Origin of the sequence: Pseudomonas sp. RIT409, assembly GCF_003052515.2 — a bacterium.
In the GTDB taxonomy this organism is placed as follows: Bacteria; Pseudomonadota; Gammaproteobacteria; order Pseudomonadales; family Pseudomonadaceae; genus Aquipseudomonas.
The window spans coordinates 63,591-88,981 of record NZ_QARE02000018.1 but is presented as its reverse complement, the minus strand read 5'-3'; the positions used below and the strand labels follow the sequence as shown (position 1 = coordinate 88,981).

Annotated in this window: 21 protein-coding genes; 8 read left to right on the top strand and 13 right to left on the bottom strand. The window is 61.0% G+C overall.

Annotated features, from left to right (window positions below; genetic code table 11):
* Window positions 1-39 precede the first annotated feature (39 nt).
* From DBP26_RS20620 to metE, 7 genes are all read right to left on the bottom strand, one after another.
* Window positions 40-966, bottom strand: a complete 927-nt coding sequence (locus DBP26_RS20620) for a PfkB family carbohydrate kinase (RefSeq protein ID WP_108239370.1) — start codon at window positions 964-966, stop codon at window positions 40-42.
* The gene (locus tag DBP26_RS20615) at window positions 956-2,425 is read right to left on the bottom strand and encodes a cytosine permease (protein WP_108239369.1); all 1,470 of its coding nucleotides are present in this window, start codon (window positions 2,423-2,425) and stop codon (window positions 956-958) included. Before DBP26_RS20615 ends, DBP26_RS20620 begins: the two co-directional genes overlap by 11 nt.
* Before the next feature lie 156 nt (window positions 2,426-2,581).
* Window positions 2,582-3,598 (bottom strand): ADP-ribosylglycohydrolase family protein, encoded by a 1,017-nt coding sequence (locus DBP26_RS20610; RefSeq protein WP_108239368.1) that lies wholly within the window; start codon window positions 3,596-3,598, stop codon window positions 2,582-2,584.
* Window positions 3,595-4,308, bottom strand: coding sequence for a GntR family transcriptional regulator (locus tag DBP26_RS20605; RefSeq protein ID WP_177411095.1), 714 nt, complete (start codon window positions 4,306-4,308; stop codon window positions 3,595-3,597). Before DBP26_RS20605 ends, DBP26_RS20610 begins: the two co-directional genes overlap by 4 nt.
* Window positions 4,309-4,466: 158 nt before the next feature.
* A complete protein-coding gene (locus tag DBP26_RS20600; RefSeq protein WP_108239367.1) occupies window positions 4,467-5,135 on the bottom strand; it encodes a DsbA family oxidoreductase in 669 nt (222 codons plus the stop codon).
* Window positions 5,136-5,298: 163 nt separating this feature from the next.
* Window positions 5,299-6,291 (bottom strand): alpha/beta hydrolase, encoded by a 993-nt coding sequence (locus tag DBP26_RS20595; RefSeq protein ID WP_108239366.1) that lies wholly within the window; start codon window positions 6,289-6,291, stop codon window positions 5,299-5,301.
* 211 nt (window positions 6,292-6,502) lie between these two features.
* The gene (metE, locus tag DBP26_RS20590) at window positions 6,503-8,863 is read right to left on the bottom strand and encodes a 5-methyltetrahydropteroyltriglutamate--homocysteine S-methyltransferase (protein WP_108239365.1); all 2,361 of its coding nucleotides are present in this window, start codon (window positions 8,861-8,863) and stop codon (window positions 6,503-6,505) included.
* A gap of 107 nt (window positions 8,864-8,970) precedes the next feature.
* Here metE and metR point away from each other — a divergent pair, with 107 nt between their 5' ends.
* On the top strand, window positions 8,971-9,888 hold the full coding sequence (metR, locus tag DBP26_RS20585; RefSeq protein ID WP_108239364.1) for a transcriptional regulator MetR: 918 nt from the start codon (window positions 8,971-8,973) through the stop codon (window positions 9,886-9,888).
* A gap of 51 nt (window positions 9,889-9,939) precedes the next feature.
* Here the strand turns inward: metR and DBP26_RS20580 are convergent, their stop codons facing one another.
* The 4 genes from DBP26_RS20580 to DBP26_RS20565 all read right to left on the bottom strand — a co-directional run bounded on the left by DBP26_RS20580 (window position 9,940) and on the right by DBP26_RS20565 (window position 14,610).
* Window positions 9,940-10,344 (bottom strand): NUDIX domain-containing protein, encoded by a 405-nt coding sequence (locus DBP26_RS20580; RefSeq protein WP_108239363.1) that lies wholly within the window; start codon window positions 10,342-10,344, stop codon window positions 9,940-9,942.
* On the bottom strand, window positions 10,341-11,432 hold the full coding sequence (gene ddlA / locus DBP26_RS20575; RefSeq protein WP_108239362.1) for a D-alanine--D-alanine ligase: 1,092 nt from the start codon (window positions 11,430-11,432) through the stop codon (window positions 10,341-10,343). The genes DBP26_RS20580 and ddlA overlap by 4 nt, the downstream gene beginning before the upstream one ends.
* A 909-nt stretch (window positions 11,433-12,341) precedes the next feature.
* A complete protein-coding gene (locus DBP26_RS20570; RefSeq protein ID WP_108239361.1) occupies window positions 12,342-13,667 on the bottom strand; it encodes an APC family permease in 1,326 nt (441 codons plus the stop codon).
* Between the two features lie 118 nt (window positions 13,668-13,785).
* On the bottom strand, window positions 13,786-14,610 hold the full coding sequence (locus tag DBP26_RS20565; protein ID WP_108239360.1) for a carbon-nitrogen hydrolase family protein: 825 nt from the start codon (window positions 14,608-14,610) through the stop codon (window positions 13,786-13,788).
* Between the two features lie 134 nt (window positions 14,611-14,744).
* Here DBP26_RS20565 and DBP26_RS20560 point away from each other — a divergent pair, with 134 nt between their 5' ends.
* From DBP26_RS20560 to DBP26_RS20530, 7 genes are all read left to right on the top strand, one after another.
* Window positions 14,745-15,569, top strand: a complete 825-nt coding sequence (locus DBP26_RS20560) for a helix-turn-helix transcriptional regulator (RefSeq protein ID WP_108239359.1) — start codon at window positions 14,745-14,747, stop codon at window positions 15,567-15,569.
* A 78-nt stretch (window positions 15,570-15,647) separates the two neighbouring features.
* Window positions 15,648-17,261 carry an FMN-binding glutamate synthase family protein gene (locus DBP26_RS20555; RefSeq protein ID WP_108239358.1) on the top strand — a complete coding sequence of 538 codons (1,614 nt, stop codon included), beginning with the start codon at window positions 15,648-15,650 and terminating at the stop codon, window positions 17,259-17,261.
* A gap of 251 nt (window positions 17,262-17,512) precedes the next feature.
* A complete protein-coding gene (locus DBP26_RS20550) occupies window positions 17,513-18,655 on the top strand; it encodes an OpgC domain-containing protein (protein ID WP_108239357.1) in 1,143 nt (380 codons plus the stop codon).
* Between the two features lie 115 nt (window positions 18,656-18,770).
* Window positions 18,771-19,175, top strand: coding sequence for a hypothetical protein (locus tag DBP26_RS20545; RefSeq protein WP_108239356.1), 405 nt, complete (start codon window positions 18,771-18,773; stop codon window positions 19,173-19,175).
* Between the two features lie 454 nt (window positions 19,176-19,629).
* Window positions 19,630-22,767, top strand: a complete 3,138-nt coding sequence (locus DBP26_RS20540) for a transglycosylase domain-containing protein (RefSeq protein WP_108239355.1) — start codon at window positions 19,630-19,632, stop codon at window positions 22,765-22,767.
* 207 nt (window positions 22,768-22,974) lie between these two features.
* A complete protein-coding gene (locus DBP26_RS20535) occupies window positions 22,975-23,568 on the top strand; it encodes a PadR family transcriptional regulator (RefSeq protein WP_108239354.1) in 594 nt (197 codons plus the stop codon).
* A complete protein-coding gene (locus DBP26_RS20530) occupies window positions 23,565-24,338 on the top strand; it encodes a siderophore-interacting protein (RefSeq protein WP_108239353.1) in 774 nt (257 codons plus the stop codon). The genes DBP26_RS20535 and DBP26_RS20530 overlap by 4 nt, the downstream gene beginning before the upstream one ends.
* Window positions 24,339-24,390: 52 nt before the next feature.
* On the opposite strand, the gene DBP26_RS20525 is transcribed toward DBP26_RS20530, so the two are convergent.
* Window positions 24,391-25,056 carry a Pr6Pr family membrane protein gene (locus DBP26_RS20525; protein ID WP_256601914.1) on the bottom strand — a complete coding sequence of 222 codons (666 nt, stop codon included), beginning with the start codon at window positions 25,054-25,056 and terminating at the stop codon, window positions 24,391-24,393.
* A 10-nt stretch (window positions 25,057-25,066) separates the two neighbouring features.
* Window positions 25,067-25,294: a VF530 family protein gene (locus DBP26_RS20520; RefSeq protein ID WP_108239352.1), complete on the bottom strand. Its 228-nt coding sequence runs from the start codon at window positions 25,292-25,294 to the stop codon at window positions 25,067-25,069.
* Window positions 25,295-25,391: the final 97 nt, after the last annotated feature.

Here is a 25,391-nt window from a genome sequence, read left to right as displayed (position 1 = left end):
AAACGGCCTGCACCTAATCGTTCACGAGCCCGTTCATTCTCACGGCGATGCGCCAATCAATTGATCGACCTCGGCCGCCACTGGCGCGGTCGCCGGACCCCAACGGGTCACCGCGATGGCCGCCGCCGCATTGGCCCGCAACGCCGCTTGCTCCGCGCCAAGCCCCGCTGCCAATCCGGCCAGCAACACACCGGCATGGGCATCACCCGCGCCATTGGTGTCGATGGCCTCGACCGGAAAGCCAGGGACAGACAGCGTTGCGTTGTCTCGCCGAATCCAGCAGCCATTCGGGCCGTCCCGCACGACGATCATCGCGTCAACCTTCAACCATTGCGCCAGTTGTGCCAACGCGTCCGCGATGGTCTGGCGACCGGTAAAGCGCAACGCTTCTTCGCAGTTGCTGGTCCACAGATCGATCAAGGGCAGCATCGACTGCATTTCTGTGCTGTCGGGTGAGTTCACCAACGGGCCCGGATCGAATACCACCCATGCCTCTCGCGGTAATTGACCCAACCAGTTCAGCAGCGTCGACACTTTGTGTTTGTGCAGCAGGCTGTAGCCGCTGACAAACACGAAGTCCTCTGCCTGCACGACCTGGCTGTTCAAGTCCGAAGCGGACAACCCGCCCTCGGCGCCCACATAGGAGATGAACGAACGCTCCGCAGACGGCTCGATCAACGCCACCGACAAACCGGTGTCCTGATCGGTCGAGGCGGCAGTCGCCACCTCGATGCCTTCCGCGGCCATGGCCTGGCGCGCCAGATCACCGAAGCGGCCTTGACCGTGCCGCCCGAGGTATATCGTCTGCAGGCCGTTGCGACAGGCCGCAGCCATTACGTTGAACCCGCCCCCGGTTTCGAAATTGGCCGAACGGGCAAGTACATCGCCGCCCGAACGGGGCAGCGCGTCGAGGGCCATGACCAGGTCGACTACGACCTGGCCGGTGTAGAACAATCTAGCGGGCATGAGCAGCCTCTTCAGGGGCGACGCGGCGGTCGCGGGAACCGCCGAGTATGGCGTAAAGGCCGCCAGCGACCACAAAGGTCACGATCCAGCCCAGCCCGTTATGCCCGAACCAGGAGTCGGAAAGGAAACCTTTGAACAGTACGTTTTCCGGCGTGGTCGCCACGGTGGTGAAACTGAAACCGAGCACGATGGCCAGCGCCCAGGCACCCACCGCACGCCACTCCACACCGCCGCTGTACCAATAGGCGCTGGTGGGCGAGACATCCATCAAGTCCTTGGCCGAGTACAGGTGACGGTGAATCAGGTCCACCACGAAGATCCCCACCCAGGCCGTGATCGGCACCGCCAGCAGTGAAATGAAGGTGATGAATGGACCATAAAAACTGTCGGCGATCAGCATGAAGTAGATCGAACCGGCGAAGATGGCCACGATGTCGACGATCACCGCGTGAACGCGTTTGATCTTCAAACCGAGGGTCAAGGTGGTCAGACCCGCCGAATACACCGAAAGGTTGTTGGACAGCAGCAGGCCGCCGAAGGCGGTGATCAGGTAGGGCACGGCCATCCAGGTCGGCAGCAGTTCGCGGATCGCAATGATCGGATCGGTCGCCGAAGCCAGGTGGTCGTTGCCCACCGACAGCAAGCCGCCCAGGGTGATTAACAAGACCAGCGGAATGCCAGCCCCGAAGGCTGCAGAGGCGACGAGCCGGGTCGCCTTGACGCTGCGATGCTGATAGCGGGACATGTCGGCGCCCGCGTTGGCCCAGCCGATGCCGGTGCCCGCGGCCATGGTGCCGACACCGATGATCATCGCGCTCAGGGGCGCTGGCGTCGCGCTGAACACTGCGCTCCAATCGATGTGGGCGATCAGGAAGCCACCCACCAGAACGTTCAGCGCGCCGAAGATGTAGGTGGCCCATTTCTGAATGACCAACAGCGTCGCATGCCCAAGCCCGGACACAGTGAGCGTCATCAACACAAAGATGGCAATGAACAGCAGGGTCAGGCCGGGTGAGTTTTTCGCCTCGACCGCAGTGCCGAACAAGATCGAACACAGCGACAGCAGCACGAACGCTGCTGTGGTGGTGTTCACCGTCTCCCAGCCCAGGCGCGACATCAGCGACACGATGGTCGGGCCGATGTTGCCCCGTACACCGAAGATGGCGCGCGAGAGGGTCAGGCTGGGCGCGCGGCCCCGGCGCCCCGCAATCGAAATGACACCGACCACGGCGAAGGAACCCGCGGCACCGAGAATGGCCACGACGATGGCCTGCCCGATGGACAAGCCGCGGAACGCCACCAAGGTCGCGCCCAGTGGAAGGCCAAGAATACTGATGTTCGCCGCGAACCAGACCCAGAACAGTTGCAGCGGATGACCGTTGCACTCATTTTCCGGAACCGGCTCGATACCGCGTGTTTCAAGCTGTCCTGCGCCCTGACTGGCGTTGGATGATGTCATGTGGATGCTCCTGTTGCCGTTTGTTCTGGTTGTGGGCAGTACGTAAAGTAAAGGACTTCCTTGTCGTGCGGGACGGCCCTTGAAGACGAGCAAGCCCCGTATCGCCGCCGAGCGCGGGGCGATGTGTGTCTTATTCAAATCAATGTTCGGCGGTGGTCAGGCCGCGCGCAGCGCCAGCAATCGGTCGACCATCGGTTCAAGATCGAGGCGGTTCACGGCCTTGATCTGCTCGATCATGGCTTGCGGCCAAGCCGTCATGCCCTGGCATGCACCGGTCATCGCCCCCAGTATCGCCGCGATGGTGTCTGTGTCGCCGCCCAGGCTGGAGGCCAGGCATAGCGCATCGAAAGCCGATATCCGATCCATCGCAACGTGCTGCGCGAGGGCGAAAGCGGCGATCACGGATTCCTGCGAGGCCACCGACGTGCCGATGACGTCGTAGACCACGTCCGGCAATTGCGCAGAGGGCGTGTCCTCGCTCAACCGCCGGGCCCATTCGATACGGGCTGAAATACGCGCGCCGGCGACCCAGTGCCCATGGTGCTCGGCCCTTGCTGCGAGATGCGCGCCGATGTCGAGCGCCGCGCTCAGGTCGGCCCCGTTGATTCCCGCCGAAACCACCGCCGCCACGGCGGCCGCGCTGGAAATACCCAGTGTCGTGTTGTGGGTGACTTGGCACGCCTGCAAGACCGATTCGACGAACGACGCTTCTTCGGTGACGTCGGCTGCGATACCCACCGGCGTGATACGCATCGCCGCACCGTTCGTGGTACCGAAGCGCCCTGCTTCCTCAGGGGTATGGCCTGCCAGAATCATTTCGATGGCACGCTTGGTGGACGGGCCAAGCAAGTCCTGCGAACCCTTGGCCTGCATGACGGCTTCCCAATCGATCAGCGTCTGGGCCAGGTCCGAGGGCTGGATCCGGCCCTGTCCAGCCACCAGCAACTCGGCAACCAGGATCGCCTGTTCGGTGTCGTCGGTGATCGACCCAGCGGCCATGTTAGGGGCAATCGGTTGATCCGCATCGGCGGCGGTCAGGGTAACGATACGGCCATAGCGCTGCTTGATCTGCTCGCGGCTGAGCGATTGCGTGGGCATGCCCAAGGCATCGCCAAGGGCCAAGCCATAAAAAGCGGCCTGCGCACGTTCGCGAATGTCGATCAATGCAGTCATGTACTCGATCCAAATGCCAGATGCAGACGAAAATGCACGGGGTCCAAAAGACTTTCCACGTGCTCCATGAAACGCTCCCGGCGATCGAACGTCGTTCGTATCGCCTTGAGAAACACAGTGCCAGGCTCACGCAACAACAGCGCAGCGTCATCAGCGTTCAATGGCTCGGCGCCAATCCACTGGTCACCGCGATCGCCAATGTAGCCATGGGCGGCCATCGTGACGGTCAGCGAGTCGTCGATCAGCCCCTCCTGAGGCAGGTTTTCCAACCCGTCGACCGCCGGTACCAGCACCCGCTCCAGCGAAACGACATTGCCATCCTCCGCCGTGCGGCGACGGTCCAACGCAATGAAACGCGCCGTACCGAAACGGCTTTCGAGGTCCGGCCGCTCGATTGCCACCAGCCGCAGGACTTCGGTGCTGACGCGGGCGCCGGTATCGGCCAGCGCTTGCGCCCACCCGGCGCGTTGGTCCAGCGAAATGCCATCGTAGGTGACGATCGAACCGACACCGGTCTGGGTCGCGATGTAGTTGCGACGCTTGAGCTCGGACAACGCTTCTCGCAACGTCCCGCGGCTGACATTGAATTCCTGAGCCAGCAGGTTTTCACCTGGTAACAGCTCGCCCGATCCCATCTGCCCGGTTTCTATACGGCGCGCGAGCTCATCGACCACACGTTTTTTCTTATCGAATCGAACCTGTCTAATCATGTACAAATTGATATCCGAAAAAGGTTGAAGGGAGCAAGGAGTTTTTTGATCGCAAAAGAAAATTCGTTCCGTCTGCGACATCGGATTACCGCCCCGAAGAACCGTTCGCCCGCTGTCAGAAACGCGCTGGCCCGCAGGGCGTCACTCAGCGTAGCGCATCATGGGGCAGGGTCGATGACGCTCGACTGCTCGCTGACAATCTGACGAATGGCGCTGACGAACACGTCCACCGGCTGACCACCGGATATCGCATAGTGATCGTTGAACACGATGGTCGGCACCGAACTGACGCCTCGGGATACCCACAGGTGTTCGAGCTCGCGGACTTCTGCGGCGTACTGGCCCGAGGTGAGAACGGCTTCAGCGCGCACCCTATCAAGCCCCACCTTTTGCGCGACATCGGCCAGTACCTTGTGAGATGACACCTCGGCGTGGTGGCTGAAATAGGCGGTGAACAGCGCTTCTTTCAGCGCCTTCTGCTTGCCCTCCTGCTCCGCCCAATGCAGCAGGCGATGCGCATCGAAGGTGTTGTAGATACGACGTTCTCCCTGCTTGAAGACAAAGCCCAGTTCCGCACCGCGCTCGCGGATGTTTTCGGCGTTGGCCTGATATTGCTCTCGGGTAGAACCGTATTTTTCAGCGATATGTTCGAAAATGTCCTGCCCTTGCGCGCCCATCTTCGGGTTCAGCTCGAAGGGCTGAAAATGAATCTGCGCCCGAACTTCATCGCTCAAGTGCTCCAGCGCCTGGTCCAGGGCGCGCAAGCCAATGATGCACCACGGGCAGGACACATCGGAAATGAAGTCGATTTTCAGGGAAATGCTCATGACAGCCTCGTGCGAAAGAGGGAAAGGTGCACGATACGCTCATGTCACTGCACGACAAAACGTGGAGAACCTGTGCTCGCGAGCACGGTGCTTCAGTCAAGGCTCATATGACCGAAAGATGGCGATCGCCAACTCGCGCATGCCTTCGGAGATAGGGGTTCTTTCAAAGTTGCGCGATAGGCGAGCCGTCCTCGCGATGCTGTCGCAGATACGGCAACACTGCGGCGAGCAACGGCGCCTTGAACGCCTCTTGGAAACGGTGGGCCAGGCCAGGAATGAGTCTTAACTGGCTACCCTGGATATGCGCTGCCAGATGAACGCCATGCATGACTGGCAGCAGCGGATCGGCGGTGCCATGCACCACCAGCGTGGGCACCCGCAGGCGATTGAGCAGCGCCACGCGGCTGGGTTCGGCGAGGATGGCCAGAATCTGCCGTTTGACCCCTTCGGGGTTGAAGGCACGGTCGTAGGCAAGCGCCGCTTGTTGCAGCAGCTTCTTTCGATCGTCCTTCACGGCCGGGCTGCCCAATGCGGCAAGCAGATCGGCCTGTTGTTCCAGGGCAGCCTGACGGTCCGCTGCGCCTCGCCGCGCCAGCAGGTGCAACAGCGCAGGGCTGGGCATGGGCAAACCCGGCGCCCCGGAACTGCTCATGATCAGGGTCAGGCTTTCGATGCGAGGAGGCGCCATGTCGGCCAGATGCTGCGCAATCATGCCGCCCATGCTGGCACCCAAGACGTGAAACCGCTGAATGTGCAGCGCATCCATCAGGCCCAACGCGTCCTGCGCCATGTCGGTCAGCGTATAGGGGGCCGTCACCGGCAGCCCGATCTTGTAACGCAGCACTTCATAGGTGAGGTTGGCGGTCGTGGGTGCCTGGACCCAGGTCGACAGCCCGACATCGCGGTTGTCATACCGGATCACCCGAAAACCTTGCTCGCACAAGGCGACGACCACCTCGTCCGGCCAGTGAATCAACTGCCCGCCCAGCCCCATGACCAGCAACAATGCCGGATCGCTCACCCGGCCAATGCTCTGGTACGCCAGATGCACGTCATCGAGCTCGGCCACTTGGGTGGGAACGTCGGGGTCGCAACGCGAGGCCGCAAGAGAGGACAGGCTGCACAGGAGCGCAGCCAGAAAACACAAGAAACGCATGGAAAAAATCCCGACACGCAAAAACCCAGTAGGCCGCGAGTCTGATGAAGTTTTCCAAAGCGCGCTGCCACAGTTGCGTGACATTTTGATGAAGGCGGCTTAGCGGCAGCGGCTTGATGGAGCCGCCGGTCGCTAACCCGATCCTTTGACGGACGCGCTCCCACGGAGCGTGGGAACGGTCACAGCCTTAATACAGCCAACGGTGCGCCGCTCACACGGTCGCAGCGCGTTTGCCCACGGACGAACTTTCACTTGGCACTGGAGCCAGTTCCGAGCGCAGTTGCCGGGCGGCAGCCACCATGTTCACCAGCGCAGCCTCGGTTTCTGGCCAGGCGCGGGTTTTCAGACCGCAATCCGGGTTGACCCACAACCGCTCGGCAGGGATGCACTGGGCCGCCTTGCTCATCAGCCTGACCATCTCTTCCTTGTCGGGCACCCGCGGCGAATGAATGTCGTATACCCCAGGCCCGATGTCGTTGGGGTAAGCGAAGGCCTTGAAGGCTTCCAGCAGTTCCATGTCCGAGCGCGAGGTTTCGATGGTGATCACATCGGCATCCATGGCGGCGATCGCTTCGATGACATCGTTGAATTCGCTGTAGCACATGTGCGTGTGGATCTGTGTTTCATCCCGCACCCCGGAGGCACACAGACGAAACGCCTGAACGGCCCACTCCAGGTATTCATCCCATTGTGCACGGCGCAAGGGCAAGCCTTCACGAAACGCCGCTTCGTCGATCTGCACGATCTTGATGCCGGCCTGCTCGAGGTCGACAACTTCATCGCGAAGGGCCAGCGCCAATTGCTGCGCCTGGACCTTGCGCGACACATCCTCACGCGGGAAAGACCACATCAGCATGGTCACAGGCCCGGTCAGCATGCCTTTCATCACCTTGTCAGTGAGGCTCTGGGCGTACTCGCTCCAGCGGACGGTCATCGCCTGCGGACGGCTGAGGTCGCCGTAGATCACAGCGGGCTTGACGCATCGCGAACCATAGCTCTGCACCCAGCCGAAGCGGGTGAACACATAGCCGTCCAGTTGCTCGGCGAAGTATTCGACCATGTCGTTGCGCTCAGCCTCGCCATGCACCAGGACATCCAGCCCGAGACGCTGTTGAATGTCCACCGCGTGACGAATTTCCGCGCGCATGGCGTCGTGGTAATCGTTGGCGGACAGTTTCCCCTGCTTCCAAGCCTGGCGGGCCAGACGGATCGAAGCCGTCTGCGGGAAGGAGCCGATGGTCGTTGTCGGGAAGGCAGGCAGCGCCAGGCGAGCGCGTTGCACGGCGATGCGCTTGGCAAAGGTCGACTGGCGTTGGAAGTCGTCGGCCTTGATCGCCGACAGCCGAGCCTGGACCTGCGCCTTATGGATGCGTGGCGATTGTTTGCGGCTCAGCTGAACGGCACGGCTCTGCGCCAGCGCCGCTTGGACGTCTGGCGCCTGAGCATCATGGAGGGCCTTGCCGAGAATGGCGATTTCCCCGCACTTTTGCGTAGCGAACGCCAGCCAGCCTTTCAGCTCCGCGTCGAGCTGATCCTCACGCTGCAGATCGACCGGACTGTGCAGTAACGAACAGGAGCCGGCGACCCACAGGTTGTCGGCAAACCGCGACTGGGCTTCGATCAGGCGTTCGAGTGCGGCTTCCAGATCACAACGCCAGACGTTGCGACCGTTGACCACGCCCAATGACAACACTTTGTAGCTGGGCAAACGGTCCAACAATGCGGGCAATTGCTCGGGCGCCCGAACCAGATCGACATGCAGGCCGTGCACCGGCAGCGAGACCGCCAGGCCCAGATTGTCTTCCAGTCCGCCGAAGTAAGTGGCGATCAATTTTTTCAGTGGCGAGTATTGCAGGCTGTGATAGGCACGCTCAAAAGCGGTTTTCCAGTCCTGAGGCAGGTCGAGGCAGAGGATCGGCTCATCGATCTGCACCCACTCGACGCCCTGCCCCGCCAGACGGCCGAGGATCTCGCCGTAAATCGGCAGCAGGCGATCCAGCAGGTCGAGCTTGTCGAAACCGTCCCCTTTGGCCTTGCCCAGCCACAGGTACGTCAGCGGACCGATGATCACCGGCTTGACCTGATGCCCCAAGGCCAGCGCCTCGTCGACTTCATCGAACAGTTGGGTCCAGCTCAGGCTGAACCGCTGGTCTTCAGTAAACTCCGGGACCAGGTAGTGGTAGTTGGTATCGAACCATTTGGTCAGTTCCTGCGCATACCCTACTGCGCCGTGGGTTGCGCCACAGCACGGGCCGGCGGCGCCGCGCGCCATGGCGAACAGCGTGCCCAGCGTCGGCAACCCCTTATCGTCGCGGGTTGCGGCGAACCGCTCAGGTATGGCACCCAGCGTCAGGGAATGAGCCAGTACCTGGTCGTACCAGGCGAAATCGCCGACCGGCAGCAACTCGATCCCGGCTTCTTTTTGCACCTGCCAATGAGCGGCACGCAGATCGCGGCCAACGGCTTGCAGCGCGGGCTGATCGATTTCGCCTTTCCAATAGGCTTCAAGGCCTTTTTTCAGTTCGCGATCGGCACCGATGCGGGGGAATCCAAGGTTATGGGCCAAAGCCATGATGGCAACTCCATTCGAAATAGGTCGCCATTGTCGACAGCGCGAAGGACATGAGACAAACTCATTGTTTTCGCGTTGATCACAAAATTCATTCATGGAGCGCCACGGTGCTTGAAATTCGCCACCTCAAAACTCTGCACGCGCTGCGCGAGGCCGACAGCCTGGTCGATGCCGCCGACCGGCTTCACCTGACTCAGTCGGCCCTTTCCCACCAGTTCAAGGAATTGGAAGAGCGCATGGGCATGCCGTTGTTCGTGCGCAAGACCAAACCCGTGCGCTTCACCAGCGCGGGTTTGCGCCTGCTGCAACTGGCCGACTCGGTGCTGCCGCAATTGCGCAATGCCGAACGCGACATTTCGCGTCTGGCCGGTGGTGTGGCAGGACGTCTGCACATGGCCATTGAGTGCCACAGTTGTTTTCAGTGGCTGATGCCGACGATCGATCAATTCCGTGACGCGTGGCCCGAGGTGGAACTCGATCTGGCGTCCGGTTTCGCCTTCGCTCCGCTGCCTGCCTTGGCGCGCGGGGATCTGGATCTGGTGGTGACCTCCGACCCGGTGGACTTGCCCGGCATTACTTACGTGCCGCTGTTCACCTACGAAGCCATGCTGGCGGTTGCCAACCAGCACCCTCTGGCGGGCAAGCCGTTCGTGGTGCCGGAAGACCTGGCCAGCGAAACGCTGATCACCTACCCGGTGGAGCGTGATCGGCTGGATATCTTCACCCGCTTTCTGGAGCCTGCGGACATCGAGCCTGCGCAAGTGCGCACGTCGGAACTGACCGTCATGATGATGCAACTCGTCGCCAGTGGTCGCGGCGTATGCGGGATGCCGCACTGGGCGCTGCATGAATACAGCTCACGGGGTTACGTGAAAGCCAAGCGGCTGGGGGACAAAGGCCTGTTCGCAACGCTTTATGCGGCGATTCGCGCGGACATGCTGGATGCACCCTACATGCGCGACTTCCTGCTGACGGCGAAGGACACGTCGTTTTCGACACTGGACGGCGTCAGCGCGGTGCGGTGACCGCGCCGCCTTGGGGTAACGCGTCCGCTCCTCCAGGTTCGGGGGGAGCGCTCAAGCCAACTGCAGGCTTCGGTACAAGGGAAGAATCGAGTCCCGGGTCAGCGGCGCCAAGTGCAGGTGGTCGAGGCTGCCGCCGTCGACCCAGAGGATCTCTTCGATTTCAGCGGCCGGGTTGACCGCCTGATCGACATCGAGCCGATACAACTGACAGTTCACCTCGAAACCTGGCTCGTTGGCTGCAACAGCGGAAAACTCGCCGAGGAATTGCGCTTGCGCAGCATCGACGACCAACCCCAACTCCTCGTTCAACTCCCGGCCCAGCGCTTGGGCCGCCGACTCGCCGGCGTCGATCTTGCCCCCCGGCTGCATGAACGCCTGGGTGCCGCGCTTACGCACCAGCAGGGTCCGACCATCGGCACCGATCAGCAGCGCAGCCGCGATCCGTATCACCTTCACAGCACCACCTCGGTTTTCAGCGCTCGCATGTCCTCAGCCCGTTCCAGGGCGAGGCCGATCAAGCGGTCGATCAATTCCGGATAGCTCAAACCGCTGGCCTGCCACAATTTCGGGTACATGCTGATCGAGGTGAAGCCTGGCAAGGTATTGACCTCGTTGATGATGATCTCGCGCGCCTCGGTGACGAAGAAGTCCACCCGTGACAGCCCGGCGCAGCCGAGCACACGGTAGGCCTGCAACGCCACTTCACGCACTTCATCGCTAAGGTCGAGGGGCAAGTCGGCGGGGATGGCGATGCGCGCCTGGCCGTCGTTCAGGTATTTAGTGTCATAAGCATAGAAATCGTCATTGGCGACCACTTCACCGCACACACTGACCGTCGGGGCCGCATTGCCCAGGACTGCGCATTCGACTTCACGCCCGACGATGCCCTGTTCGATCAGAACCTTGTGGTCATAGTCGAACGCCAGCTTCAACGCGGCGGCGTAGCTCGCCTCGTCGGTCACCTTGCTGACGCCGACCGACGAACCCTGACTGGCCGGTTTGACGAACAGCGGCAGGCCCAGCTGCGCTGAAACACTGAGGAAATCCACCGAGTCGCCCCGATGCAGAACCGCAAACGGCGCCACGGCGATACCGGCGTCCCTCAGCAGGCGTTTGGTCACGTCCTTGTCCATGCACACCGCCGAGCCCAACACGTCAGGGCCGACGCAGGGGATGTCGAGCAAGCGCAGCAGGCCTTGCAGCGCGCCATCTTCGCCGGTGCTGCCATGGATCAGCGGGAACACCACATCGATGCGCGGCACCTCCAGCCCCGTCTCGACTTCAACGAACTGCGGCCCCTGTGAGCCCGGCAACAAGGACAGCAGACGACCGGAATCGCTGAGCCTGATGTGCGCTGGATCGTTGGCGTTCTGCAGATAATCGCGTTCATCGAAACGCAGCCAATGGCCCTGCTTGTCGATGCCGATCAGGGTGACGTAGTAGGTGTTGCGATCAATCGCATTGATCACGTTGCGCGCCGATTGCAACGACACTTCATGTTCGGAGGATTGCCCACCGAAGACGATGGCGACTGACTTTTTCAAAGGGGAAGCTCCTGGATTTCAGGTCGCAGAGCTAAAAGCAATTTGCACCGTTAGTCCAGTCCTGCCCCCGTATTGCTTGACGAAATGCAGCGAAAAATCTCACCGCAGCCGCTGTAGGAGCGCGCTTGCCCGCGATTGCGCACTGCCAGACACTGCGCTGCCAACTGACCCGACGCTGTCGCGGGCAAGCGCGCTCCTACGGGTAAGGTGCCACGTCAGATCAGGCCGCTTCCTGTGCCTGCGATTGCTTGACCAAAAGCAGCAAAAAACTCACCGCAGCCGCTGTAGGAGCGCGCTGGCCCGCGACTGCGCACTGCCAGACACTGCGCTGTCAACTGACCCGACGCTGTCGCGGGCAAGCGCGCTCCTACGGGTAAGGTGTCACGTCAGATCACGCCACTTCCTATGCCCGCAATTGCTCGACCAAATGCAGCAAAAAACCTCACCGCAGCCGCTGTATGAGCGCGCTTGCTCGCGACTGCGCACTGCCAGACACTGCGCTGTCAACTGACCCGACGCTGTCGCGGGCAAGCGCGCTCCTACGGGTTAGGTGTTACGTCGGATCACGCCGCTTCCTGTGCCCGCAATTGCTTGACGAAATGCAGCGAAAAACCTCACCGCAGCCGCTGTAGGATCGCGCTTGCCCGCGATTGCGCACTGCCAGACACTGCGGTGTCAAGTGACCCGACGCTGTCGCGGGCAAGCGCGCTCCTACGGGTAAGATGTCACGTCAGATCACGCCGCTTCCTGTGCCCGCAATTGCTTGACGAAATGCAGCGAAAAATCTCACCGCAGCCGCTGTAGGAGCGCGCTTGCCCGCGATTGCGCGCACTGCCAGACACTGCGCTGCCAACTGACCCGACGCTGTCGCGGGCAAGCGCGCTCCTACGGGTTAGGTGTCACGTCAGATCAGGCCGCTTCCTGAAAATCCATTTCAGGCGGCTGACGGCGGAACCCACCGGTGAGCCATGCCAGGTAGACGCCACCGAGCACCAGCCAGCCGACACCGAGCATGATCGCCAGTTTGTCCAGGCTGACCATCAGCCACAGGTCCGCCACCAACCCGATCAGCGGGCACACCAAAAACAGCACCAGCTCGCGCACGCCGCGTTTGTCGCCTGCGATCCAGTAATGGAAGATCACCGAGAGGTTGACCAGGCTGAACGCCAGGAAAGCCCCGAAGTTGATGAACGAAGTCGAAGTGGTCACGTCCAGTTTGAGCGCCAGCAAAGCCACGGCCGCACACAGCAGGATGCTGTTGACCGGCGTGCCGAAACGCTCGCTGAGGCCGGCGAAGAAAGACTTGGGCAGCACGCCGTCGCGCCCCATCGCATACAGCAGCCGCGAGCCACTCGCCTGGGCAGACAAGCCTGAAGCGAACTGTCCGACGATCAACCCGATGAGAAAGATCGTCACGAACAGGTCGCCACCGATGTTGCGGGCGATCTCGTATGCGGCAGAGTCGACGTTCTCGAATTGCGCCGAAGGGTGGGCCAACTGCACGAAATAGGACACGCCCACAAAGATCAGGCCGCCGATCAGGGTGATCAGCATGATCGCTTTCGGAATGGTACGACGTGGGTCACGGGTTTCTTCGGTCAGGGTACTGACCGCGTCGAAGCCCAGGAACGAATAGCAGGCAATGGCCGCACCGCTCATGATCAGCGGCACCTGCATGTCTCCGTTGAGGAACGGGGTCAGTGTCCACAGCGGTTTGCTGGCATCGCCGCCGACGTAGTGAATGCACAGCGCCACAAACGCGGCGAGCACCAGAAACTGGATGATCATCAGCAAGGCGTTGACGGTGTTGGCCAGTTTCAGGCCGACGATATTGATCAGACTGGTCACGACGATGAAGGCCAGCACCCAGACCGGTTGCGGCACCGAGGGGAACGCCGAACCGAGGTACGCCGCGCCGATCAGCCAGATGGCCATGGGCAGGAACAGGTAATCGAGCAGCACCGCCCAACCGGCGATGAAACCCAGCTTGGGGCTGATCGCCTTGCGCACATAGCTGTACGCCGAGCCCGCCACGGGGAATGCCGCCGCCATGCGACCATAGCTCATGGCGGTGAAGAACATTGCCACCAGTGCCGCAAGATAAGACGCGGGAACCATCCCGCCGGTGGACTGTGCAAGGATGCCGAATGTCCCGAGCACGATGATGGGGGTCATGTAGGCGATGCCAAAGAGCACCACCGACCCTAATGAAAGGGTGCGTTGCAAACGAACCATGAGCGACTACTCCGAATTTATAGGTTTTATGGCAGAGGAAAGTTCGGCAGAACAAAGGCTTTTCTTTTAATGGCAACCCACGGGCGCTCGTTGCAGCGGCGCCCGTTGGGGACAGCGTTCAGGTGTATCGGGGAATCAACAGCTCGCGCACGCCGTTGGCCAGCTCGGTCACTTCGCCCGGCAGGCGCAAGCGCTGGTCGTCCAGATAGCGGTAATCCCGACGGGCCGCCTGAAGCTGACGCAGGTCTAGCTCGGCAGAGAACTGGCACTCATCGCGCCCGGCTTCCACGAGCAGGGTGCCGAACGGATCGACCAGCGCACTGCCCCCGGCGAACACCAGCCCGCCATCGCCCTCGCCCACCCGGTTGACCATGAGCGCGAACGCCTGGTTTTCCTGAGCGCGGGCCATGATCGCGGTACGGTGAGTCGGGCCGTAGGGGTCCATATTGCCGTTGGTGACGATGAGTAGCTCGGCGCCCAGTTGCGCCAGGGCACGGGCCGACTCGGGGAACTCGATGTCGTAGCAGATCAACAGGCCGACCCGGACCCCGTTCCACAGGCACGTCGCGTACCGGTCACCCGGCGTGAACACCCCTCGATCCGACGCCCACAGGTGGGTCTTGCGGTAGCGCAGCGCTATGCCCTGCGCAGTGATGAGCAGCGTGGTGTTGTAGAAATGGCCATTGTCGTTTTCGGCCATGCCGATCACCACCGACACGTCGCGCTGGCGGGCAGCCTCTTGCACGGCCCGAACGGTAGGGCCGTCCAGTGGCTCGGACACTGCCGCCACGGTTTCGCGGGAAGGAAAGCCCATCAGGTGCGTTTCCGGGAACACGATCAGTGCCGTGTCTGCAGCGCATGCCGCGATCGCATTCAGCGCCCGTTCCAGGTTATGGCGCGTGCCATTGTCCTGGCCCGACAGTTGGGCGAATTCGACCTTCATGGGTTCTCCTTATCGAATGGCGTGGCCGATCAGGCACAAAATGCTGGCCTGACCCTTGGCTGTGCGGGCAGTATGCGCATCAGCACGTGTTACGGGGTATTACGCAGCTGTAGTAACCCAATAGGGGTAGAGTCATGACCATCGCACTTCAGGACATCGCCTGGCATCGCTCGGTCGCGCAACTGATCGAAGCGCTGGACCGACCGAATTTCTGGGCCCAATTGGTGCGTCTGCTTCACCAATACGTCACCTTCGATAGTTGGGTGGTGCTGCAGTTTGGCTCCGGGCAACGCCCGCAAGTGTTTGCCGAATCCCCCGGCGAGGACGGCAGCCCCGACCAGTTGTTCCAGGATTATCTCAAAGGCCTTTACCTGCTCGATCCCTTCTACATCGCCAGCCGCGAGCGTTCGCAAAGCGGTCTGTTTCGCCTGGCCGAAGTCGCGCCGGAGCACTTCGAACTGACTGAGTACTACCAGCGCTATTTCCGGCTGAACGTGGTCGCCGATGAAATCCAGTTCAATTGCCAACTCGATGCCGACCGCACGCTCTGCCTGTCGCTGGGCTCGACGCGCCGCTTCGATCCCGAGCAATTAGCGCTGCTGTCGCTGATTCAACCCTGGGTCATTGCCCTGCTGCGCCAACGCCTGCCCTTCGAACTGGCTGAGCCCACTGGCGAGATCCCGCCCGATCAGGAACTAACCGCGCCTCAGCTGCCTGCCAGCGACTGGCGCGCGCAATTGGAGGCCTCGGTGCAGCAGAGCCGCGGTGCGCAGTTGACGGCGCGAGAACTGGACGTAGGCCGTTTGATGCTCAGCGGCTGCTCGAGCAAGGAAATTGCGCGCAAACTGGCTATCTCCGCCGAGACCGTCCGCGTACACAAGAAACACATCTACAGCAAATTGGGGATCAAATCGCAGTCCGAGCTGTTCTCGATTTTCCTTCAGGCGCAGAGTGCCTGAAGCCGGAAACGTCTTGCCGAAACAAAGGCGCGGCACAGCGCTACCGTATTTACCGTGTAAAGACCTAAAGGATCGCCTATGAGCCTGTCGCTTCTCAGTCGCTACGCCTTCTTCGTGGGCTGCGTGCTTTTTACCCTGCTGAGCCTTCCGTTTCTGCATCACGAGTGGCTATGGCCGTTCACCCTCACCACCGCAATCCTCAGCCTGATCGGTATTTTCGATCTGATCCAAGTCCCGCATTCGGTGCGTCGCAATTACCCGATCCTGGGCAACATCCGTTATGCCGTGGAAACCATCCGTCCGGAAATCCGCCAGTACCTGCTCGAAGCCGACAGCGACGCCCTGCCTTTTTCCCGGGCCCAGCGTTCGCTGGTCTATGCGCGCGCCAAGAATGAATCGGCTGACAAGCCCTTCGGCACGCTGATCGATGTCTACCAGACCGGGTTCGAATTCATCAGCCACTCGATGCGCCCCGCGCCGCTGGCCGACCCCAACCAGTTTCGTGTGATGGTCGGCGGGCCCCAGTGCAAACAGCCCTATTCGGCGTCGATCTTCAACATCTCCGCCATGAGCTTCGGTTCCCTCAGTGCCAATGCCATCCGCGCCCTGAACAAAGGCGCGAAACTCGGCAACTTTGCCCACGACACCGGCGAGGGCAGCATCAGCCCCTACCACCGCGAGCACGGCGGCGACCTGACCTGGGAGCTGGGCAGCGGCTATTTCGGGTGCCGCACCGAAGACGGCCGCTTCGACCCGGAGCGATTCGCCAAGCAGGCGCAGGATCCTCAGGTGCGGATGATCGAAATCAAAATGAGCCAAGGCGCCAAGCCAGGCCACGGCGGCATTTTGCCGAAGCACAAGGTCACCCGTGAAATCGCAGAAACCCGTGGCATTCCGATGGGTGAAGACTGCATCTCGCCCTCGCGTCACAGCGCGTTCTCCACGCCAATGGAAATGCTTCAGTTCATCGCTCGGTTGCGCGAGCTCTCGGGCGGCAAACCCGTGGGCTTCAAGCTCTGCCTGGGCCACCCCTGGGAGTTCATGGGGATCGCCAAAGCGATGCTGGATACCGGCATCCTGCCTGACTTCATCGTCGTTGACGGCACCGAGGGCGGCACCGGTGCAGCCCCGGTGGAATTCACTGACCACATGGGTGTGCCGATGCGCGAGGGGCTGTTGTTCGTGCACAACACGCTGGTGGGTCTGAACCTGCGCGACAAGATCAAGCTGGGCGCCAGCGGCAAGATTGTCAGCGCATTCGACATTGCCAGCGTGCTGGCCATCGGCGCCGACTGGGCGAACTCGGCGCGGGGCTTCATGTTCGCGATCGGCTGCATTCAGTCCCAGTCCTGTCACACCAACAAATGCCCCACCGGCGTGGCGACCCAGGACCCGTTGCGACAGCGTGCCCTGGTGGTGCCTGACAAGGCGCAGCGGGTGTACAACTTCCATCGCAGCACGCTCCATGCCTTGGCCGAAATGATCGCCGCAGCGGGCCTTGACGCGCCTTCGCAGCTTGAGGCCAAGCACTTGGTCCGTCGTCAGTCAGCGACCGAGATCAAGCTATTTTCGCAATCCCACGTCTTCCTGCAGCCAGGTCAGTTACTCAACGGGATCGTTGACGACAGTTTCTACTCGCGGATGTGGCGCATGGCACGGGCTGACAGCTTCGAGCCAAACGAAATCGATTAAGGGGCCGCTTGTGCGGCCAACAGCGGATACGATGGCGGTGAGGGCTGCCTCATTGCCATCGCAGCCCTGACGGTGACAGGGCCGCAGCGCCGCTGGGCGGAGCGGCCTGTCAACATTCTGTAATATCCCCGACTTTGCTTTTAACTCGCCAAAGCGCGACTCTGCGCGCCGCTGATCCGCCCCGCCTCCTCGCATTGAACCCTGGCCAGGGCAGACCCTCTTCTTTGAAACAGACTGTAGAGTTCATCGTCATGACGAACGAACGCGACCCTCGCATCGATTTTTTTCGGGGCCTGGCGCTGATCTTCATTTTTTGGGATCACGTACCGGAAAATCCCTTCGCGCAACTGACCTTGCGCAATTTTGGCTTCAGCGATGCCGCCGAGGTGTTCGTTTTCCTCGCCGGTTATGCCGCAGTGCTCGCCTATGGACGGGTTGCCCAGCGCGATGGCTACACCGTCGCCTGCCTGCGCATCTTGCGCAGGACCTGGGTGCTGTACGTCGCGCATATCTTCCTGCTGACCTTGCTGATGGGCATCGTCTTCGTGGCCAACAACCATGTGGACACGCGCGACATGGTGCGCGAGATGGGCCTGGAATACTTCGTCGGCAATCCTCAGCAGGCACTGGCCGACGAATTGCTGCTGCGCTTCAAACCCAACCTCACCGACCCGCTGCCCCTGTACATCCTGCTCATGGGGGCACTGCCTTTGATCCTGCCGATTTTGCTGCGCAATGTGGCGGTCGCCGTGGCGCTGTCGATCGCGCTGTACATGATGGTTCCGCTGTTCGGCTGGAACTTGCGGGCGTACGAAGGCGGTGGATACTGGTATTTCAACCCAGTGGCCTGGCAACTGATCTTCGTGTTCGGCGGCGCCTTTGCGCTGTACACGCAACGCCCCTGCGTCCCTTTGCCTCAGCGTCGCCCTGTCTGGCGACAGCCCTTGTTTCTCGCTGCAGCCCTGTACCTGCTGGCCGCGGGCACGCTCACCTTCCTGTGGAAATTTCCCGCCGTTCACGACGCGCTGATGCCCACGGCGCTATCTGATCTGATCTACCCGATCAGCAAGACCGATCTGTCACCCCTGCGTCTCCTGCACTTCGTGGCGCTGGTGTATGTCGTCGCCAGGCTGCTGCCCGCCTCCCACGCCTGGCTGGAGAACTGGCCCGCCCGGCAAACCTGCCGCATGGGACGTTACTCACTGGAGATCTTCTGCCTGGGCGTCCTCCTCGCCCCGTTGGCCGACGGTGTCAACGCCCTGGCCAATGACGCCTGGCAGATGCGCGTGATTACAGCGCTGCTGGGGCTGGGTTTGATGCTGCTGTTGTCGAACTGGCTGGAGTTGAACAAGCGTTTGGGGAGCCCTAAGGCGGCGCAGGTGGCGAGGGTTTGAGAACGGGTTCACGCTCGGGATGCACTTCGGAAATTTCCTACTGGTTTATCAGGCAAAGATTTTTCGCTGACGACCGTTATGCGAGGGGTATGGATAAATCAGTGAGGGAATGAAAATGGAAATCAAAAGATCCGAGCTGTTGATAAATGAGTACCGGGTGACGGAAATGCCCTCTGGCGAGCTTCCCGAAACCTGGAGTTGCCCTGAAGACCTGGGCGCGATGCAAAGGCAAACACTCTACGTAGTCGACCGCTTCCTCCCGAAAAGCTGCTTTCCAACCAGCGTCACCGCTGAGGATTTGAACCGTAATTACTCAAGGGATGAGGATCTCTGGAGAACCGGGATGATTCCGCTAAAAGAGGGCGAGTGCTGCTGGACATGCAGACTTTTTGACGCTTGGGGAATGGAGCTCTTGGCAGAGGGGGCCCTTAATGAGCTGAAAAACGCGCTGGAAACATTCAAATTCAGCCTCACCACGCCTGACCGAAAAGAAGGGTTAGCGACGCAGCAACACTTCTAGGAACTGAAGCCTGTGATGACGTTGAAGCGGTCGCCCCTGTACTTCATGCCAACATAGCGACCGTGGCGACGCCGAGTGAAACCAGGCCATACTTTTTTCATTATTCATATTGATCATTCTTTTAATTTGTTTTTACCCAATCTAAAAACTTAATAAATTTGGACGTAATCAGGATGTACATCACCGGTCAACCCAGACCGATATAAACAGAGAACCCCCTACAAAACGGCTCTTTGCATTGGCCAGTTCGAGGCTTCAACGATAGAGCTCAGGCTTCCCAGCAAAAATATAAGAAGGCGGTCTTTGAACGCCGACATCGGCCTACATCGACAGATGCCCAATATCCCCAACGCGGCCGCACCCAATCCGGTCCGCTCACAATTTTTTCACCTCCCCCTCCCAGCGTCTAAGCTTCTAGTCAGGTGCGATTAACAGGTTTAACCGGGCCAACGATATGGGCGCTTTGTGGCATTCCGATGGAAAAAAGGCTGCGGTCAAGGCTGACAGTCAGGGGGAGGCGCCGTCGCCTGCACATTCACGCTTCCGGCTGCACGCAGGGCGGTTCGTGTTGGTGGTGGTGCTGGTCGCGTTGGTGATCCTGGGATTTGCCATCACCACGGAGGTTCGCAGTTCGAAACTCCAGGCCCGAGAGTTCAGCGAGTTCGCCAGCCACCTCCGCTACCGTCTCGAGCCAGGGCCCAGCGACGACATCCTCTACCCCGGCGATGGCCCGTTCGACAAACGCCTGGGGTATTCGGCACTGGATGAATTCCTGCCGCGTTTGCTCAAGCGGGACTATCGGATCACCGAGCAATCTCGCTTCTCTCCTGAACTGCTTTCATACGCCAGACGTGGCTTCTTCGTGCCCTATCAGGAGAAGAGTCAGTCGGGCCTGACCATTGCAGATTGCCGAGGCGATGCGCTGTATCAATTCATCTATCCACAGCAGCTTTACCCGACGTTCGCGTTAATACCGCCGGTGTTGGTCAACAGCCTGCTGTTCATCGAAAACCGCGACTTACTCAACGAGCGCCAGCCAATGGCCAATCCCGCCGTGGACTGGCCACGCTTTCTGAAAGCCGCTGTGTCGCAGGTGGCGAAGCTGGTGGGAATGCCCGGCCAGTCGGCAGGCGGCAGTACACTGGCGACCCAACTGGAAAAATACCGCCACTCGCCTGATGGACTGACGCAGTCGGGGGGCGAAAAAATCCGCCAGATGATCTCGGCCAGCGTGCGGGCCTACCAACCGGGGCCTGAAACCCTGGAAGCGCGTCAGCGGGTGGTGCGTGATTACCTCAACAGCGTTCCCCTTTCCGCCGTACCGGGGCATGGCGAAGTGCATGGCATGGCCGAAGGGTTGCGCGTTTGGTACGGCGCGGATTTCGACAAGACCAACCAATTGCTGGCCTCTCCGGCGAAGGACGCCAAGACCCTCGCCGCCCAAGGTCTGGCATTGCGCGAGGTGCTTTCGCTGGTCATCGCGCAGCGGCGGCCTTCTCACTATCTGGCCAAGGGTCGCAAGGAATTGGCTGACCTCACCGACAGCCACATCCGCCTGCTGGCTCAAAACAACGTCATCGATCAGTCGTTGGCCGACGCGGCGCTGGGCGCCACGGTGACCTATCGCGACTGGGTGCAGCAGCCGACGGTCCAGCCCATCGAGACCAACAAAGGCATCACGGTTGCACGCACTCGTTTGTCAGCGATGCTCAATCGTCCTTTGTACGACTTGGACCGTCTCGACCTGTCGGCCACCAGCACCCTGCAGACTGATCTGCAAACCCGTGTCGGGCACTACCTGCGCGATCTGGCCAATCCCGAGTTCGCGGCGAAGCTGGGCCTGCTGGGTGAGCACCTGCTGACTCCTACCAGCACACAGGCCGTGCGCTACAGCTTTACGCTGTTCGAGCGTGACGTCGATGGCTCGCGGGTACGGGTGCAAACCGACAGCACCGATCAGCCCTTCGATATCAATGAAGGCAGCAAGCTGGAACTGGGCTCCACGGCCAAAATGCGGGTACTGACCACGTATCTGCAAATCATCGCCGAACTGCACGACAAATACGGCGCAATGAGCACATCCGAACTGAAAAAGGTTCCTGTCGAAGAACCCGATCGCCTAAGCCGCTGGGCCGTGGATTACCTGATTCAGAACCCTGATCGAGCCCTGTCGAAAATGCTTTCGGCGGCATTGGACCGCACCTATTCGGCCAGCCCGGGGGAAAACTTTTTCACCGGCGGCGGCATGCATCATTTCAACAATTTCCGACGCGAAGACAACGCCCGCAATCCGACGCTCCGTGAGTCATTGCGCGAATCGATCAACCTGCCATTCATTCGGCTGATGCGCGACGTGGTGCGCTATGTCACCTACCAGGGCCCGAACAACAGCGCCGTCCTGCTCAGGGACGACAGCGACCCTCGGCGTCAGGAATACCTCGCCGACTTCGCGGACCGAGAAGGCACCGCATTCCTGCTGCGCTTCTGGAAGCGCTACAAGAACAAGACCACCCAGGACAGGCTCGACACCTTTCTGGATGGCGTACATCCATCGCCCCCTCGTCTGGCGGCGGTGCATCGCTATCTGCTGCCCAATGCCAGCCAGAGCGCGTTCAACGCTTTTGTACGTGCTCACACCGTGGCGGACAAACGCCAACCCGCGCTGACTGAAAAACGCCTGGACGAGTTGTATTACGCCTATGGGCCGGGCAAGTTCGATTTGCCAGACCAAGGCTACGTTGCGCGCGTTCACCCACTGGACCTGTGGCTGGTCGGCTATCTGCTGCAGAACCCGGACGCCCGATTCAAGGAAGCCGTCGCCGCCAGCCGCTTCGAACGTCAGGAGGTGTATAGCTGGCTATTCAAGAGTCGACACAAAAGCGCCCGCGACAGCCGGATCCGCACGATGCTGGAGATCGAGGCATTCCTGGATATCCATCAGCGCTGGCAGAAACTGGGATATCCGTTCGATCATCTCGTCCCCTCGCTGGCCACGGCCATCGGCAGCTCGGGTGATCGCCCCGCAGCGCTCGCCGAACTGATCGGCATCATTCAGAACGACGGTATTCGCGTGCCGGCGTTGCGCATCGACAGCCTGCGTTTTGCGGCGGACACCCCCTATGAAACCCTGCTCAGTAACAATCCGGACTTGGGTAAACGGGTCATGCCATCGGAAGTGGCGGCGGCCATGCGTGAGGCACTGTCGCAGGTGGTCGATGCAGGTACCGCGCGGCGCGTGTCGGGCAGTTTCAAAACCCTGGACGGTACACCGCTGGCGATGGGCGGCAAGACAGGCACCGGAGACAACCGCATCGAGAGCATCGGCTCAGGCGGCCGGGTTCTCGCGTCCAAGGCCATCAACCGCACCGCGACCTTCGTGTTCTACATCGGCGACAACCACTTCGGCACCTTGACGGCGTATGTGCCAGGCCGCGCCGCCGAAGGGTTCAAATTCACCTCGGCCTTGCCCGTGCAGGTGCTCAAAGGGATGGCGCCCATCCTCAATCGCTATCTGGAGCCTGGCACGCATACCCAGTGCAAAGCCCCGACAGCGGCGCGGGTGGCTAGTACCTACGGAGACAAACCTTTGTAGGAGCGCGCTTGCCCGCGATTGCAGTCCGTCTGCGCTAAATGTACTGACGGGCAGAAGGTCATCGCGGGCAAGCGCGCTCCTACAGGCTTCCATTCCAACCCAAGATGTTTGCCAATGCCGAAAGAGAACCGTTCGTCTTAGCGCCTCTTGCAGCTCGATTAAGATATATCTTAAGGTATATCTAAACGTAACGAGAGATGACAAAAGATGAGAGACCACTCACACCACCACCCCCATCACCACCGTCCACATTTCGGCGACCACGGCGACGGTCGGGACGGCTTTGAAAAGCGCACCGGCCGTGAACGCGGTGGGCGCGGACCTCGGGTATTCGCACCCGGCGACCTGAAATTGCTGCTGCTGGCATTGATCGCCGATCAGCCTTGCCATGGCTACGACCTGATCCGCCAAATCGAAGGCCTGTTCGACGGGGCCTACAGCCCGAGCCCTGGCGTGATCTATCCCACCCTGACCTTTCTTGAAGAAAGCGAACTGATCACCGGCGATGCGGAAGGGGGCAAGAAACGCTATGCCATTACCGAAGCCGGTCAACAGAGTCTCGCCGAACAGACGGTGGCACTGGACGGCGTGAAGATGCGCATCGAGGTCAGTAAGCGCTCGCTACGCGGCCACGACCGCCCGCCGGAAATTCACGAGGCCGTCCACAATCTGCGCCATGCCCTGCAGATGCACCACGGTCGCTGGACGCCGGACGAAATCATTCGGGTACGCGACCTCTTGAACGAAACCGCCAAGGCCGTTGCCGATGGCCCTAACGTAACGGGGGAGCAGTCCGTATGAATTCACAGCTATCGATCCACCGCGTCAGTCACGAGATCAAACGCCGCAAACTGCAAGTGCTACGAGTCACCGATCTGACTCCACGGATGCGGCGCATCACCCTGCACGGGCCGGAATTGGCGGGCTTCGTCAGCCTGGGCACCGATGACCATGTGAAGTTGCTGTTCGCGACAACCGCCGAAGAACAGGCCGCGCTGGAAACCTTCACCCCCGGCCCTAAAGCGTCGGACGGCCCGCGTCCGGCCATGCGTGATTACACCCCGCGTCGATACGACCCCGAAACCGGCGAGTTGGATATCGATTTCGTCCTGCACGGCGACGGGCCGGCGGCCACCTGGGCGGCTCAAGCCGCGCCCGGGCAGTTCCTGCACATCGCCGGCCCTCGGGGTTCGATGATCGTGCCGGACATGTTCGACAGCTACCTGCTGATCGGGGATGAGACCGCCCTTCCCGCCATTGGCAGGCGCCTTGAAGGACTGCCCGCCAACCGTCGTGCGTGCGTCGTGGTGGAAATCGAAGACGCCGCCGAGCGCCAGCCGTTGCCCAGTGAGGCGCAGGTTGAAGTGATCTGGGTGCTGCGCAGTGAAGGAAATCTGTTGGACGTGACACGCAACCTGACGTTGCCGCAAGGCAGCCTGTATGCCTGGGTCGCGATGGAATCTGCGTTGTCGCGCAAGGTACGCCGTGTGTTGCTGGACGAACTGAAGCTCGACGAAGCGGCCGTCAAAGCCGCCGGTTACTGGCGGCTGGACGACTCGGACGAGGAATGACCCGCCTGCATTTCGGGGGCCGCGATGACGCCCCCGTGATGACTGCGCAGCGCTACTGCTGCGTGCCCCGAACGCGATCGATCAACACGATCACCGCGCCGATTCCGATGAATCCCCCCAAGACCCCGAATGCATTGATCAACGCCTGCTTCACGCCCAGCGTACCGATGTCCAGAAACGGGTAAACGTAATCCCCCAGAGCACTGCCGCGCAGGAGCAGGTAGCCGAAGTACACGACGGGATAGGCCATCCAGAGCAGCAAATGCTTCACACGCAGTTGCCCCTTGCGCACGTACAGCCACCAGTAGGCGAGGAACGCCAACGGCATGATGTCGTGCAAAAGCTCATCGGCAAGCCTCTGCCAGCCCTCGGGGCTCCACAAGTGTCGCAACAGCAGATTGTAGGCAATGCTCACCAGCACAATACTGGTGGTGATACCGCCGCAGACCACCGGCGACTTGAAAAAACGATGCCCCGCCGAGTTCCGCGAGGAGGCCGCACAGCTCAATGCGACTGCCACTAGGCTGTTGGTCAGCACGGTGAAAAAACTGAAGAACTTGACCAGCCCTCCCATCAGGCTGGCCTGATCGCTCCACCGCCCCCATAGCACCAGATACAACTGCACGGCCAACGCAAACCAGCCCAGCAATGCAGCGATTGTGGCGTAACGACGCTGTCCAGTGGGCAGGTGCAGCGGGGTTTCAGGGAGGGCCTTCACGTCGTCTGACTCACCAGCGCTTGGTGCGCGCCAGCTTCACATACAAGGCTTCCACTTTCTCACGCGCCCAAGGCGTCTTGCGCAGAAACGTCAGGCTCGACTTGATGCTCGGATCGCTTTTGAAGCATCTGATGTCGATCCGCTCCGCCAGCCCGGACCATTCGTAATGCTCGACCAGCCGGTTGAGGATCTGCTCCAGCGTCACGCCGTGCAGCGGATGGGTGTCATGTGCGGTCATGCCTGGCCTTTGTACGGTCGGTGGAAGGACGGTCTTGCAAGGTGCGCACCTTAACGGAGCGTTGGGTCGCTGTGAAGCGTTCCCGTGGCGCATCGCT

What these genes read in the sequence shown, in the direction of transcription:
- DBP26_RS20620 (WP_108239370.1), bottom strand. Translation starts at nt 966, where the DNA reads ATGCCCGCTAGATTGTTCTACACCGGCCAGGTCGTAGTCGACCTGGTC.
- DBP26_RS20615 (WP_108239369.1), bottom strand. Translation starts at nt 2,425, where the DNA reads ATGACATCATCCAACGCCAGTCAGGGCGCAGGACAGCTTGAAACACGC.
- DBP26_RS20610 (WP_108239368.1), bottom strand. Translation starts at nt 3,598, where the DNA reads ATGACTGCATTGATCGACATTCGCGAACGTGCGCAGGCCGCTTTTTAT.
- DBP26_RS20605 (WP_177411095.1), bottom strand. Translation starts at nt 4,308, where the DNA reads ATGATTAGACAGGTTCGATTCGATAAGAAAAAACGTGTGGTCGATGAG.
- DBP26_RS20600 (WP_108239367.1), bottom strand. Translation starts at nt 5,135, where the DNA reads ATGAGCATTTCCCTGAAAATCGACTTCATTTCCGATGTGTCCTGCCCG.
- DBP26_RS20595 (WP_108239366.1), bottom strand. Translation starts at nt 6,291, where the DNA reads ATGCGTTTCTTGTGTTTTCTGGCTGCGCTCCTGTGCAGCCTGTCCTCT.
- metE (WP_108239365.1), bottom strand. Translation starts at nt 8,863, where the DNA reads ATGGCTTTGGCCCATAACCTTGGATTCCCCCGCATCGGTGCCGATCGC.
- DBP26_RS20570 (WP_108239361.1), bottom strand. Translation starts at nt 13,667, where the DNA reads ATGGTTCGTTTGCAACGCACCCTTTCATTAGGGTCGGTGGTGCTCTTT.
- DBP26_RS20565 (WP_108239360.1), bottom strand. Translation starts at nt 14,610, where the DNA reads ATGAAGGTCGAATTCGCCCAACTGTCGGGCCAGGACAATGGCACGCGC.
- DBP26_RS20560 (WP_108239359.1), top strand. Translation starts at nt 14,745, where the DNA reads ATGACCATCGCACTTCAGGACATCGCCTGGCATCGCTCGGTCGCGCAA.
- DBP26_RS20555 (WP_108239358.1), top strand. Translation starts at nt 15,648, where the DNA reads ATGAGCCTGTCGCTTCTCAGTCGCTACGCCTTCTTCGTGGGCTGCGTG.
- DBP26_RS20550 (WP_108239357.1), top strand. Translation starts at nt 17,513, where the DNA reads ATGACGAACGAACGCGACCCTCGCATCGATTTTTTTCGGGGCCTGGCG.
- DBP26_RS20545 (WP_108239356.1), top strand. Translation starts at nt 18,771, where the DNA reads ATGGAAATCAAAAGATCCGAGCTGTTGATAAATGAGTACCGGGTGACG.
- DBP26_RS20540 (WP_108239355.1), top strand. Translation starts at nt 19,630, where the DNA reads ATGGGCGCTTTGTGGCATTCCGATGGAAAAAAGGCTGCGGTCAAGGCT.
- DBP26_RS20535 (WP_108239354.1), top strand. Translation starts at nt 22,975, where the DNA reads ATGAGAGACCACTCACACCACCACCCCCATCACCACCGTCCACATTTC.
- DBP26_RS20530 (WP_108239353.1), top strand. Translation starts at nt 23,565, where the DNA reads ATGAATTCACAGCTATCGATCCACCGCGTCAGTCACGAGATCAAACGC.
- DBP26_RS20520 (WP_108239352.1), bottom strand. Translation starts at nt 25,294, where the DNA reads ATGACCGCACATGACACCCATCCGCTGCACGGCGTGACGCTGGAGCAG.